Origin of the sequence: Halomonas sp. MS1, assembly GCF_024182575.1 — a bacterium.
GTDB lineage: Bacteria > Pseudomonadota > Gammaproteobacteria > Pseudomonadales > Halomonadaceae > Vreelandella.
The window spans coordinates 4,570,505-4,582,839 of the sequence record NZ_CP098926.1 but is presented as its reverse complement, the minus strand read 5'-3'; the positions used below and the strand labels follow the sequence as shown (position 1 = coordinate 4,582,839).

The following is a 12,335-nucleotide window of genomic DNA, read 5'->3' as shown; positions in this document are numbered from 1 at the left end:
GACGTTTATTAACTTATGAGTCGTTTTTATGCGGCGAAGTTGTGGATTGCTCTACGGTTTCAGGAGCTACAATTGCAACTTCTTTCTGCTCCCTGGTCCATTTGCCCGCTTTTTTATCAATATACTGGAAGTGCTCGTTAGTAAAATTGCCTTGGTTGCAGGCGTGACGGTATGACACTGTGGGGACGGTGCGTTGATCTAATAGCTGAATGAATACGCCAGGACCAGTGAGCTCAAACACGTTGGTGAGAGTGTTCTCTTCAATGTTTTGCTGCACTTGATCAATCAATCTGCGTAGGTTGGGGTTACCTGGTTTGCTGGCGATGAAGTAATTGCTCAGCTCACCTTTACGGGTGGTGACGTAGAGTTCGTCAATATCACCAGGGACAACACGGGAAAGCGGCCAGATGGCATGTGCGTCAATATCAAGGTAAACGCCGCCGTATTTGTAAAGTACCATGAGGCGCCAAAAATCAGCCTGCGCCGCACCAATTTGTAACTTTGAATAGCTGGTGAATAGGGCGTCGTCGAAATTTTCTTTAATGAAGTCACTCCGCGCGTCGGTAATCATGAAACGATATTCGAAACGAGGGGCCATGAGACGATTAAACAAGTAGTTCAGGTAAACCGGAAGAGTCACTCTATTAGTGAAGTTGGTCTGCCAAATAATACGAGGAATAGTCGACTTGTTTTTAGGTTTCAGCCAGGGCGCGGCATAGGCTGGCAGCGTGAAGCGCTTGTTCGGCAGCACGGCATGAAAAATATAGCTAAGCAGCTTGGTAATGTTTGCGCATAGCTTTATCAAGCGACTAGTGGCCACGATAAGTGGTTTGCTTGTGCGGGTGGGCATGTTCATCCTTTTCATTCGTATCGCGGCAAGAGGTGAATCGGCTACCAGCCGCCTTGGCCTTCCAATAAGCTTCGGGTGTTATTATCCAGCGGCAGCTTAAAGTCAGCGCTGCCAAGCACCATCGCATCACCAGCGCGAACGACTCGTGCACTCACATAGAGATAGTCCTGGCCTTGTGCATAAGTACCCATCAGTATCGAGCGTGCATTGTGCTGGGCGCTAAGACGTTGGACTTGGCGGGATAAAATTAATTCACCAACGGTTTCTTCAATAAACATGCTGTCACGCATCTTGACTTCGCGTACCTGCATGCCTTGCCTTGCAAGTGCAGACGCCATAATTTCTGAGCTAATACGGCCAAATGTAGATGATTGGCTTAAGTTATCAATACTTACAAAAGTAGCCGCAATCATCGGGCTATAGCGTGTAAGGTCCGGGTTGCTGGCGACCATTTGCGCGGCAGCCTCATGAGCTAGTTCGGAGAGATCTGGCTGAGGCTCGGCATTTCGCGTGCCATTGTTATTGCCAAGTGCAGTGCAACCAGCCAAAAACATCATAAGCAACGCAGCGATAAGCAGGCGAGCGCCAACTGCTAAGCCGCGCAGTGGAGAAAGAGAGGAAGAGAGTGAAAGCATGTAATTACCAAGTATTGGTGATAGAAACAGTAGGGGTTACAGGCGCTTGAGGAACACGATGTGGTGCATAGTGACGTCGATCACCAGCATTTATGTAATAAATATTAGAAGAGGAGTAGAGAATGCGGTCATTATCAACGATCTGGGTAGTGATGATAACCTCCTCTTTGCCCTCATAAGTCCAACTGCCGCTGGTCGTATCTGCCACCATCGCCGCGGGAATTAATGCAAGTGCAGGTTCGCTCCAGTTTCCTAGTGCCATGCTAGCCACGGTCACGCCACCGGCAAGGGCGGTGTAAGCACCAAACGGTGGGCGTATATAGCCGCGATCACGATGCTCAACAACTTCAACGTCTACTTGGACGGTGGCGCCGCCAGTGCTGGGGTGTGTCATCACGCTTCCACCACGCGACACCAGTTCGCTTGTTAATAGCGTACGAAAGCCACGTTCAAATTCGCCACCATAGTAGGCGCTAACTGACGTATGCTCTTGCGCTGGAATATGCAGGTCTCTAAAGCGAACCCGTTCACTGCGAAGAATGCCTGCCGCTTCGTGTTGGGCTAGCACTTCCCAGTGCTGAGCCGCTTGCATGCGCTGCTGCTCACTATAAGGATAGGTAGTCGCAATGGGGGCCTGCGATGTGTTGGCATAAAAGCAGCCGCTTAGCACCAGGCTCGCCAGTCCAATACAGGCAGGGCGCAATAGTTGAACCATGGATGGTGACATTGTCGATAATGAAGCAGTTCTTGATGACATAGGTCGGGTGCGCACCTGATTGTTCCTTCTCGCTACGAAACGGCTTTTGATAGACTAGTTTGCCACGCTTACCCTATATCGGCCACGAGGTTAAAAACTTGAATGAGTGAACCCCCCCATGCTTGAAGACCACCGCGCTGGTCCGCGCCATGATTCACTGCTAACTGCCTATCCAGAAGATGAAAGTAATAGCGGTTGGATGATTAGCTATATTGACATCATGACGCTACTGGTAGCCCTGTTCGTTATTATTATTGCTGCGGCAAATGTGACAAGCCCATCATTGTTTCAGCAAGAAACAGCCGATGAGTACGGCTATGAGTCGTCACCTGCTAGAGAAATACCCTTGCCGGATGCGCTTGCTGAAGTCCGCCAGCAGCGCACGGTACTCGGTGTATCACCTAGTAGTGATACGCTCAGCCCGTTTGCGATTAGCGCTGCGTTGGGTGTGGCAGGGTTGCCTAAAGCTCGCACTGCTGTTGTGGAGGTGCCTCCTTTATTGGCGCGGATTGAAGAGGACTCGATAGATACGCAGCCATCGGCTGTCACTAGTAGTCTTCCGCAGTTGCTGCTGCCTACCGATGAGCGTAAGGCTGTTTCGCCGTTGGCGGATTACATGGTAGTGCTCACCGATCGCCCACCTATTAATGTACAAAAAGTGTCTGATGTGGCGATGAATAGCGCATTAGCACTTGATGAGAGATTGGCTGAGCGTGTGGAGGCCTCGACGTATCTACCTAATTTGGAAGGCGTTGAAGTTTCCCGGGTTGCCGAAGGGATCAGCCTGCGTGTACAAGATCGGTTGCTATTTCCCTCTGCCGATGCTCAGTTGACAGAAGGGGGCTCAACGCTAGTGGGGTCGTTGATGGATACCATTCAGCGCTTCGAGGGGGAAGTATGGGTGGAGGGGCACTCTGATAGCCAATCCATCAATACCCCAGAGTTTTCGTCCAACTGGGCGCTTTCAAGTGCGCGGGCGATTGCGATCGTTGAGGCACTGGAAGCCGCAGGGGTTGCTCCGGAGCGTTTACGAGCGGTTGGACTAGCCGCAACCCAGCCGCTAGAAGATAACGATACTGTTGAAGGGCGAGCGCGAAACCGTCGCGTTGAGGTGGTTATTCACGTTGACTAGGGAATAGATCAAAAAAAACCCGCCGGGGAGGCGGGTATGAAAGGGCTTGTCTCACTGCAGCCCACTGGTATCAGGTGAGGGGTGTACAAGGTTGCCAGTGGGTACAATTTGAGTATAGCTATTTGTGAGCTTTTGCCAAGGGCTTGTCGAATTTTTTTCAATTTATTTGCGCGCTATTTTGGTGCGTCAAGATTGCGTTGTTTTGGTGCTTATAAAAAGACAGCTGGTTTTTATGAGCCAATCTTCTGATTATTAACAATAAAATTGTATTGGCATACAAACTGCTTGGTTGCTTATCTAAAAGTGAGCGTGTGTAACGACTTTTAAGATTGCAAAAAGGTGGTGCTATGACCGAACAAAGGCATACTGCGTTGCCCAGTGATGCTCAGTCACCAATAGACCCAGCGCTTCAACCGCGTTTGGTAGTCACCGACTTGGATGGTTCATTACTAGATCACCACAGTTATGATTTCTCACCTGCCAAGCCCTGGCTTGCCCGCCTTAAACAGCTAGGGGTTCCGGTCATTCCGGTTACCAGTAAAACTCGCGCTGAACTCATTCCTCTCCGGGAAGCCCTTGGGCTAACGGCGACCCCCTTTATTGCTGAGAATGGCGCCGTTATTGGTCTGCCGCCTGGTTGGTGTCATGCGCGTTTAGATCGCCCTGGTAATGGCCGGGATGGCGTCGTTATTAAACACACCGGCGTTGATAGTGGCTTCATTAAAGCGCGACTAAACGTTTGGCGTAAGCGCTTGGGTGTTCGGTTTACCCGCATGGGCGACTTAAGTCTTCAGCAGGTAATGGCTTTAACTGGGCTTGATGAAACCCGTGCGAAAGCAGCGCGGCAGCGGGAGGGGAGTGAGCCGCTTATTTGGGAGGATAATGCAGCTGCACTTGAAACGTTCCGCATTGCGCTTGAAGGCGATGGCCTTGAACTCACTCAAGGGGGACGCTTTTGGCATGTGATTGGGCGCTTATCTGACAAAGGTGGTGCTGTAGAGTGGCTAATCAAGCGATTTACTGCATTACGAGGCAGCCAACCACTGTCATTGGGCTTGGGCGATGGTCCAAACGATATCACGATGCTGGAAACTGTCGATCAAGCGGTGGTGATTCGAGGTTGCCACGCACTTAACGTTGAGCCGCACAACAGCGCGCTATATCGAACAAACGCGACTGGGCCAACTGGCTGGGCTGAGGGGGTAGCCCACTGGTGGGGGCGAGATAACGGGCGTCTAAAAATGACGCCAGTGAATGACATCGCTGCATCAGATTACAAGTCACGGGAGGCTAGCGTATGAGTGATTTTCATCAAAATGGTGTGATAACCGATTTTCACAACTTAACGCGCCGGCCAGTTGAAGCCCTTGAACAGGAGCTTTGCCAGTTTGCCAAACGCCGCCCGATGGGGCTAATTCTACCCTCGCTTTTTTCTGAACTGGAAGGGCCTGCGCTGTCGGCGATTGTTGATGAGCTGGTGAAAGTGCCTTATCTCAATGAAATTGTCATTGGTTTGGACAGGGCAGACCGGGATCAGTTTTTATATGCACGGGAGTTCTTTTCGCGCTTGCCCCAGCACACTCGAATCTTATGGAATGACGGTCCGCGCTTGCGCGCCATCGACCAAGAATTAGAACGTCATGGTTTGGGGGCATTAGAGCCAGGTAAAGGAAGAAACGTATGGTATTGCGCTGGCTATGTGCTTAGTTCAGGTCGCTCGACCACTGTTGGTCTTCACGATTGCGATATTCTTACCTACGACCGTGGCCTTCTAGCGCGCCTTATGTATCCCGTCGCGAATCCTCGTTTTAATTACAGTTTTTGTAAAGGTTATTACCCGCGTATTGCCGAAGGAAAGCTCAATGGGCGTGTTTCTCGGTTGATGGTGACGCCGCTGCTACGTGCCTTGAAAACTGTCTGTGGCCCGTTACCCTATTTGGATTATTTAGACAGCTTCCGTTACCCGTTATCCGGTGAATTTGCCATGCGCAGCGATGTACTTGAGGGCATCCGAATTCCCGCTGACTGGGGATTGGAAATCGGCGTGCTGTCGGAGTTGCAGCGTAACTACTCCCATCGTCAGCTATGTCAGGTCGATATTGCCGACGCCTATGACCATAAGCATCAGCCCGTTAGTGAAGAGGATGCGACCAGTGGCTTGAACCGAATGAGTCTGGATATCGCTAAAGCGCTGTATCGTAAGCTGGCTACCCAAGGGGTTAGCTTTAGCAGCGAAGATTTCCGGACGCTCAAAGCAACCTACTACCGTTTAGCCTTAGACCTCATTGAAGCCTATGATCACGACGCAACAATGAATGGACTAAGTTTAGATCGCCACTGTGAAGAACAGGCAGTGGAGCTATTTGCCAGCAATTTGCTAGAAGCCGGCAATCTGTTTTTAGATAACCCCCGCGAACGTCCCTTCATTCCCAGTTGGAACCGTGTGCAAGCGGCGATGCCTGACGTGCTAGCCCGTATGCATGAAGCGGTAGAACTTGATAACCAGGGTGAGGTTTAACGCTCCATGCCTATTTTTTCTAGGAATATTTAAATTTATCAGTTGGTTGAGCTTATCAGGTCTAGAAGTAAATAAGGCTTTAAGTAGATAGAAGCTGGTGAATGTCGCTTAACCGATAATGTCACTCTCATCACAGCACCTCGTTGGCAGCGAGGTGCTTTTTTTATCTCGCGGCTACTGGTAGGCGAGCAATATTGACCATGCTCAAGAAATGGCTTTAAATTCCAGTAAAATATAAGCATATAACCTTTTTGTGGTCTATGATGGTTGCATAGCAATATCACTACTTGCCATTAGCGGGAGGCACAGAATGCAACACCCGATTGTTACTCACTTCTTTGATGAGCCCACTAATACCTTTAGTTATGTGGTGCAGGACCCAGAGAGTAATGCCTGCGCTATTCTAGATTCGGTACTCGATTTCGATTATGCCGCGGGGCATACGGATGTACGTTCTGCGGATGAAATTATTGAATTTATTCGCGATAACCGCCTTGAAGTGACCTGGATTTTAGAAACCCATGTGCATGCTGATCACCTCTCTGCGGCACCCTATTTGCACCAAACGTTAGGTGGAAAAACCGGGATTGGCGCACACATTGTCGACGTACAGGAAATTTTTGGTAAAGCATTCAATGCGGGCACTGAGTTCGCTCGGGACGGCAGCCAATTTGATGCCCTGTTTAACGAAGGCGATACGTTCACTATCGGCAGTCTTCAAGCGCGCGTGCTTCATACGCCAGGCCATACGCCTGCCTGCCTTACTTATGTGATAGGCGACGCGGCCTTCGTTGGCGACACACTGTTTATGCCAGATTACGGCACCGCCCGCTGTGATTTTCCCGGTGGCGATGCCCGTACGCTGTACCGCTCTATCCAAAAGGTGTTGGCACTGCCGCCGCAAACGCGGCTGTTTTTATGCCATGACTATAAAGCGCCAGGCCGAGACGTTTATCAGCACGAGACCAATGTGGCAGAGCAGCGTGACGCGAACGTCCATGTACATGAAGGCATTACAGAAGATGAGTTCGTGAAAATGCGCACTGAGCGTGATGCCACGCTAGGCATGCCTAAACTCATCATTCCTTCCGTACAGGTCAACATGCGCGCGGGAGAGATGCCGCCTGCCGACGACAATGGCGTTGTCTATCTAAAAGTCCCTATCAACCGTTTTTAACCGATATTGATTATTGAGGAGCCGAAAATGAAAGCAAACGTCGGCGGTATCGACAAAGTGGCACGAATCGTTGTTGGTCTTATTCTGATCATGCTGGCGCTTACCGGCACCATTGGCGCATGGGGATGGGTTGGCGTTGTACCGCTCGCCACTGGGCTGTTTAATTTTTGCCCACTGTATCCTCTGCTGGGCATCTCAACCTGTAAAAACAGGCATTAACACAGCAAGGAGACACCTGTGGACTGGATGGCAAGCCTGCAAGGGCTCGTTGGTGGTGTATTGATAGGCTTATCCGCGGTGTGGTTGATGGGAGCCTTGGGACGCATCGCCGGTATTAGCGGCATTATTGGAAACTTAATAACCCAGCGACCTAAAGGCGACAGCGCTTGGCGCTTAGCCTTTTTGGTTGGGCTGGTGAGTGGCCCGTTACTGGTCATGGCAATGGGAGGCGGGCTGGGCAACGTTGCCGATGCTCCCGGTGCGGTGATCGGTGCGCCAGCTGGCGGCGTGCCGCTGATGTTGATAGCCGGTCTGTTAGTTGGGTTAGGCACAGGGCTTGGCAGCGGCTGTACCAGCGGCCATGGCGTTTGCGGCTTGGCACGCTTATCCCCCCGCTCTATGGCCGCCACTGGGGTGTTTCTACTCACAGCGATCGCCACGGTCTATGTGATGCGTCATATGATTGGAGGTGGTGTATGAGGCGCGTGATATGAATAGTGCAACAGTAAAAACCGCTGCTGGCTATGTCGCTGGGTTGCTATTCGGGCTTGGGCTAGCTATCTCGGGTATGACGGATCCTGCCCGTGTACTTGGCTTCCTTGATGTGGCTGGCGCCTGGGATCCAACGCTGATGTTTGTGCTAGGCAGTGCGGTAGGCACAACGTTTGTGGGCTATCGGTTGGTATTTGCCCGTGGCGAGCCGCTGTTTAGCACTAATTTTCAGCTTCCAACTAAGCAAGCGTTAGACGGCAAGCTGCTGGGTGGTGCGGCGCTATTTGGCATTGGGTGGGGGCTTTCTGGCTACTGTCCTGGCCCTGCCATCGCCTCCATCGGTGGGATCTCATTGCCGTTATTGGCGCTGTTGGTCGCGATGGTGGCTGGCTGGTTTATTGCAAAACGTATTAGCCAGTAGCGTTAATGTATAAACCACTGCGATCGCCCTTGTCTCCCTAGGCAAGGGCGTTTTTGTAGCAGGTTTTTGTGAATGAGCTTTGGTAAATGAGTTTTTGTAATCAGTTTATGGCACAGCTCGCTAGCTTAATGCTGGGTTAACGTGCATTTGCCATGCTAGTAGTAATAAAAGGAAAACCGCCATGCACGTCTTACTCATTGAAGATGATCCACTTGTTGCATCAGGAATACGCTCCGGCTTAATGATGTACGACTTTGTCGTCGATCATGTGTCTACGATTCAAGCCGCGGGACAAATCATGCAGTCAGTGGTGAGTGATGTTGTGATACTTGATCGTGGTCTTCCCGATGGCGACGGCTTGCAACTGCTGCAATCGTGGCGCGACCAAGGCAACGCTACCCCAGTGTTAATGCTAACGGCGCGTGATGCGGTACGAGACCGTGTTGACGGCCTGCAGTGCGGAGCCGACGACTATCTGGTGAAACCCTTTGACCTTGATGAGTTAGTGGCCCGTCTTCATGCACTGCTGCGGCGAGTATCAGGCCGTAGCCAGGGTATGACGATACATGGGGTGCTAACGCTGGATCCCCATGCGCGTGAAGTGAAAGTCTCCGGTCAGTTGGTATCGCTATCACGCCGAGAATTGGTGCTTTTAGAGACCTTTCTGCATTCGCCACGCAGCGTGCTTTCTGCCGACCAGCTAAAAGATAGCCTTTATGGTTTGAGTGACGATGTAGAGAGCAATGCACTGAACGTGCATATCCACCACCTACGCCGAAAATTAGGCAGTGGCATCATTGAGACGGTTCGTGGGTTGGGCTATCGGTTAGGCAAGCCTGAGGCTGTTCACATTCCAGGTACGTCTTATAAGGGGCAGCAATGAGTTTACGAGCCCGCCTATTGCTCACTCTGGGGGTGACGTTGGCATTGCTGTGGGGTGTTGCTGCGGCTTGGTTACTCAATGATTTAGAAAAAAAATTCGTAGAAACGCTAGATCAGCGCCTTGCTCAGTCGGCACGCATGGTCGCCGGGCTCGTGCTTCAGCTGCCTGAAGATGTCTGGGAGCAGAGCCAATCTCACGCTTTGTCTATCCCTCCGATCGAGGGGTTGGCCTGTCAGGTGCACTCTCCACGTGGCGATATCATTGCCCGCACTCATGCCAACATGGAAACCATACTGACACCGGGTGAGCGCGGTCATGCTTACCGGCAGGAAGGCGATACTACCTGGCGTGTCTTTACCTATGAGCGGGGCAATCTGGTCATTACTACCGCCGACCGGATGGATGAGCGGGACATATTGCTAAGCGATGTATTTCGCGTCGCTGTCTTGCCGTTTGTGGTGGCATTAACAGGCAGTTTAATTGCGCTCTGGGTGGTTGTTTGGCGTGGTTTGGCGCCGCTAACAAGGCTGCGCGAATCGCTTGCCAGTCGTCATCCGGAAGCATTGGCACCCGTGTCTACCTATGGTGTGCCGAAAGAGATTAAACCGTTGATTGAGACGCTCAATGGGCTACTCGTAAGAATCCAACAAACCATTGTCCGTGAGCAGCGTTTTACCAACGATGCCGCTCATGAGTTACGTACGCCCTTAACGGCGATTAAAACCCATCTACAAGTAGCGCAGCGAGCCGACGGCGAAACGGCGAAAGAAGCGCTCAGATGCGCAGAGGCGGGGGTGGTTCGACTGGCGCATACGCTAGATCAGTTACTGACGTTAGCAAGAGTTGAAGGGCGCATGCGCTTTGATGATGGCGAGCCAAGTCAGGTAGGTGAGATTGTTGATCTGGCGATCGCCGACAGCATGGCAACCGCCGGGCAGTGCCAGATTACCTCCCAATTACCCCAAGTGTGCGTTGCTATGCCTAGAGAGCTGGCAATAACCGCACTACGTAATTTACTGGATAACGCACTGCATCATGGGGCAAGTGAGCAGCCTGTAGCGTTAAACGTGCAGTCTGCCGCTGATCAGCGTCATGTAACGTTCACGGTGCATGACCAGGGTAGCGGCGTCGATGACGCTACACTAAAACAGTTAACTCAGCGTTTCTGGCGCGTGAGCAAGCAGCAAGGTAGCGGTTTGGGCTTAGCGATTGTGGCGGCAATTGTTGAGCGTTTTGGGGGCTGGGTAAGTTTTGAAAATGTCCAGACCGGCGGGTTTAGCGCCCACTTAACCATTCCTACGGCAGAGGATGAGCAACGAGAAGGATCTGAGGCTATTCGATAGCGCTCGCTGCGTTATCTCTGTCAATGAGCAATGGCTAGTCAATAACGGGCAGGTAAGTAAATAACGAACAGCAGTCAGGGGGATATATGAATAAAAAACAGTGGGGCAAGTATCGCTTGTTGATGGGCGTCAGCCTTATAGGGGCCAGCACTCTCGCAGGTACGGCCTTTGCCGAAACAGGCGATGCCGAGCGTGGCCAGGCCGCCGCGGCAACCTGTACGGCGTGTCATCAAGCTAACGGTAGCGGGATGAATATACCGGGAGGCGAATCGTGGCCGCGTTTGGCTGGGCTGAATGCCGATTATATCGTTAAGCAGCTACACGATTTTAAAGAGGGACGTCGCCAAAACGCTACCATGATGCCCTTTGCTAATATGCTTAATGACCAGCAAATAGCGGACGTTGCCGCCTACTATAGCGAAATGCCGATCACCCCTGGCCAAGGCGGCGATGATGTGGACGAGGCGCTATTAGCCCGTGGCGAACAGTTAGCTGAGCGCGGAGATTGGGATGCCTACATTGTGTCATGCAAGAGCTGTCATGGCCCGGGTGGCACTGGTGTTGGGGAGACGTTCCCTGGTATTGCAAGCCAGCACGCAGGTTACATAAGCAATCAGTTGCATGCCTGGCAAAATGATCAGCGCCATAATGATCCCCAAAATTTGATGGGGGCCATTGCCAAGCGTATGAGCGATGAGGATATTCAGGCGGTATCAGCGTGGTATGCCACCCAGGACGTTAGTACCCAAGTCGGCAGTGAAGAAGGGGAGGTAGCGCAATGATTATGCATAAAAAACGTCTCGTGCTGGCGCTAACAGGCTGTTCATTAGCTACCGGGCTAGCCGTCAGCGCTTTCGCTGACAATGCTGCCGACCCATCGAACGAAGCGCCCTATCAGCGGTTAGTGGAGCTTGGCTTTCCTGCACCGCAAGAGGGCGAGTTAGTTCATGTTCCACCGACCATGGCAGACCTGGACGACGCTGATATCCATCCAGAGCTAAAAAAGGTCATTCGGTATGGCTATGACCTGTTTACCAACACGCAGCAGCTACGTGGTGAAAACGTTTTCAATGACATGAACTGCTCAAGCTGCCACTTAGGTGAAGGGCGTCAGCCGTTTAGTGCACCGGTCTGGGCAGCGGCGGTCACGCTTCCTGACTTCAGGGGGAAAAATCAGCACGTTAACAATCTTGAAGAGCGCATTGCTGGCTGCTTTGCTTACTCGATGAATGGAACGCCGCCTGCCTATGGCAGTGATGAGATGCTCGCACTCAGCGCTTACCATCAATGGCTGGCTACCGGTGCGCCAATGTACCCCAGTCAGCCTATTTATGGGCGTGGTTTTCCTGCGCCAGACGAGCCAGATGAATCCCCCGATTACGCCCGTGGTGAAGCCGCATACCAAGAAAACTGCGCCATTTGCCATCAAGACAACGGCGCTGGACACTATGAGAACGGCGAGTATGTGTTCCCCGCCCCCTGGGGCGATGGCTCTAATAACTGGGGCGCAGGCATTGTCAGAGTCGATACCGCTGCAGGGTTTATTTACAACAATATGCCGCTAGGACAGCCACGCTCGTTAAGTGACCAGGATGCCTGGGACATTGCCTATTACATGACTAGCCAAGAGCGACCGCAAGATCCCCGTTACACGGGTGACGTTGCTGAGACACTAGAGCGCTTCGGCCCCACCTTCCATAAGCGTTCGCTTTATGGGCAAGTACGTGAGCATGATGGCCATGTACTTGGCGACCATGCGAACTTTGGCGAAAAAGGCGATATCCAGCCATGGAACGTCGGTATGCCGCGTTTTGAAAACCTTTCAGACGAGTAGCTAGCTGGGCAGCAGCGATAGAGGCATCGCAACCAACGTATCCGGAAAAAATAGTAGCCCGTGGTGGTATAACC

Annotated in this window: 14 protein-coding genes; 11 read left to right on the top strand and 3 right to left on the bottom strand. The window is 51.9% G+C overall.

What is annotated here, in order from left to right; genetic code table 11:
* Window positions 1-13: 13 nt before the first annotated feature.
* Genes NF683_RS21100 through NF683_RS21090 form a run of 3 tightly spaced genes read right to left on the bottom strand, consistent with a single transcriptional unit; the run spans window position 14 to window position 2,200 of the window.
* Complete coding sequence (locus NF683_RS21100; RefSeq protein ID WP_253920917.1) at window positions 14-850, bottom strand: glycosyltransferase family 32 protein; 837 nt, start codon at window positions 848-850, stop codon at window positions 14-16.
* A 41-nt stretch (window positions 851-891) separates the two neighbouring features.
* Entirely contained in the window at window positions 892-1,485 is a 594-nt protein-coding gene (locus NF683_RS21095; protein WP_253920916.1) for a FlgO family outer membrane protein, read from the bottom strand.
* A gap of 4 nt (window positions 1,486-1,489) precedes the next feature.
* Window positions 1,490-2,200 carry a hypothetical protein gene (locus NF683_RS21090; RefSeq protein ID WP_089037404.1) on the bottom strand — a complete coding sequence of 237 codons (711 nt, stop codon included), beginning with the start codon at window positions 2,198-2,200 and terminating at the stop codon, window positions 1,490-1,492.
* 160 nt (window positions 2,201-2,360) lie between these two features.
* Here NF683_RS21090 and NF683_RS21085 point away from each other — a divergent pair, with 160 nt between their 5' ends.
* From NF683_RS21085 to NF683_RS21035, 11 genes are all read left to right on the top strand, one after another.
* Window positions 2,361-3,374 carry an OmpA family protein gene (locus NF683_RS21085; RefSeq protein ID WP_089037405.1) on the top strand — a complete coding sequence of 338 codons (1,014 nt, stop codon included), beginning with the start codon at window positions 2,361-2,363 and terminating at the stop codon, window positions 3,372-3,374.
* Window positions 3,375-3,721: 347 nt separating this feature from the next.
* Complete coding sequence (locus tag NF683_RS21080) at window positions 3,722-4,675, top strand: HAD-IIB family hydrolase (RefSeq protein WP_253920915.1); 954 nt, start codon at window positions 3,722-3,724, stop codon at window positions 4,673-4,675.
* Window positions 4,672-5,892: a glycosyltransferase family protein gene (locus NF683_RS21075; protein ID WP_193085556.1), complete on the top strand. Its 1,221-nt coding sequence runs from the start codon at window positions 4,672-4,674 to the stop codon at window positions 5,890-5,892. The genes NF683_RS21080 and NF683_RS21075 overlap by 4 nt, the downstream gene beginning before the upstream one ends.
* Window positions 5,893-6,202: 310 nt before the next feature.
* Window positions 6,203-7,069, top strand: coding sequence for an MBL fold metallo-hydrolase (locus tag NF683_RS21070; RefSeq protein ID WP_253920914.1), 867 nt, complete (start codon window positions 6,203-6,205; stop codon window positions 7,067-7,069).
* 27 nt (window positions 7,070-7,096) lie between these two features.
* A complete protein-coding gene (locus tag NF683_RS21065) occupies window positions 7,097-7,288 on the top strand; it encodes a YgaP family membrane protein (RefSeq protein ID WP_253920913.1) in 192 nt (63 codons plus the stop codon).
* Between the two features lie 18 nt (window positions 7,289-7,306).
* Window positions 7,307-7,768 carry a YeeE/YedE family protein gene (locus tag NF683_RS21060; protein ID WP_089037410.1) on the top strand — a complete coding sequence of 154 codons (462 nt, stop codon included), beginning with the start codon at window positions 7,307-7,309 and terminating at the stop codon, window positions 7,766-7,768.
* A gap of 10 nt (window positions 7,769-7,778) precedes the next feature.
* The gene (locus NF683_RS21055) at window positions 7,779-8,201 is read left to right on the top strand and encodes a DUF6691 family protein (protein WP_089040813.1); all 423 of its coding nucleotides are present in this window, start codon (window positions 7,779-7,781) and stop codon (window positions 8,199-8,201) included.
* Between the two features lie 181 nt (window positions 8,202-8,382).
* Window positions 8,383-9,084 (top strand): response regulator, encoded by a 702-nt coding sequence (locus NF683_RS21050; protein WP_089037411.1) that lies wholly within the window; start codon window positions 8,383-8,385, stop codon window positions 9,082-9,084.
* Complete coding sequence (locus NF683_RS21045) at window positions 9,081-10,427, top strand: ATP-binding protein (RefSeq protein ID WP_253920912.1); 1,347 nt, start codon at window positions 9,081-9,083, stop codon at window positions 10,425-10,427. Before NF683_RS21050 ends, NF683_RS21045 begins: the two co-directional genes overlap by 4 nt.
* 86 nt (window positions 10,428-10,513) lie before the next feature.
* On the top strand, window positions 10,514-11,209 hold the full coding sequence (locus NF683_RS21040; RefSeq protein WP_253920911.1) for a c-type cytochrome: 696 nt from the start codon (window positions 10,514-10,516) through the stop codon (window positions 11,207-11,209).
* The gene (locus tag NF683_RS21035) at window positions 11,206-12,261 is read left to right on the top strand and encodes a c-type cytochrome (protein ID WP_253920910.1); all 1,056 of its coding nucleotides are present in this window, start codon (window positions 11,206-11,208) and stop codon (window positions 12,259-12,261) included. Before NF683_RS21040 ends, NF683_RS21035 begins: the two co-directional genes overlap by 4 nt.
* Window positions 12,262-12,335 lie beyond the last annotated feature (74 nt).

Bases quoted from the DNA above. Each gene is read 5' to 3' on its own strand.
- NF683_RS21095 (WP_253920916.1), bottom strand. From the start codon at position 1,485: ATGCTTTCACTCTCTTCCTCTCTTTCTCCACTGCGCGGCTTAGCAGTT.
- NF683_RS21085 (WP_089037405.1), top strand. From the start codon at position 2,361: ATGCTTGAAGACCACCGCGCTGGTCCGCGCCATGATTCACTGCTAACT.
- NF683_RS21050 (WP_089037411.1), top strand. From the start codon at position 8,383: ATGCACGTCTTACTCATTGAAGATGATCCACTTGTTGCATCAGGAATA.
- NF683_RS21035 (WP_253920910.1), top strand. From the start codon at position 11,206: ATGATTATGCATAAAAAACGTCTCGTGCTGGCGCTAACAGGCTGTTCA.
- NF683_RS21065 (WP_253920913.1), top strand. From the start codon at position 7,097: ATGAAAGCAAACGTCGGCGGTATCGACAAAGTGGCACGAATCGTTGTT.
- NF683_RS21070 (WP_253920914.1), top strand. From the start codon at position 6,203: ATGCAACACCCGATTGTTACTCACTTCTTTGATGAGCCCACTAATACC.
- NF683_RS21080 (WP_253920915.1), top strand. From the start codon at position 3,722: ATGACCGAACAAAGGCATACTGCGTTGCCCAGTGATGCTCAGTCACCA.
- NF683_RS21100 (WP_253920917.1), bottom strand. From the start codon at position 850: ATGCCCACCCGCACAAGCAAACCACTTATCGTGGCCACTAGTCGCTTG.
- NF683_RS21075 (WP_193085556.1), top strand. From the start codon at position 4,672: ATGAGTGATTTTCATCAAAATGGTGTGATAACCGATTTTCACAACTTA.
- NF683_RS21040 (WP_253920911.1), top strand. From the start codon at position 10,514: ATGAATAAAAAACAGTGGGGCAAGTATCGCTTGTTGATGGGCGTCAGC.
- NF683_RS21090 (WP_089037404.1), bottom strand. From the start codon at position 2,200: ATGGTTCAACTATTGCGCCCTGCCTGTATTGGACTGGCGAGCCTGGTG.
- NF683_RS21045 (WP_253920912.1), top strand. From the start codon at position 9,081: ATGAGTTTACGAGCCCGCCTATTGCTCACTCTGGGGGTGACGTTGGCA.
- NF683_RS21055 (WP_089040813.1), top strand. From the start codon at position 7,779: ATGAATAGTGCAACAGTAAAAACCGCTGCTGGCTATGTCGCTGGGTTG.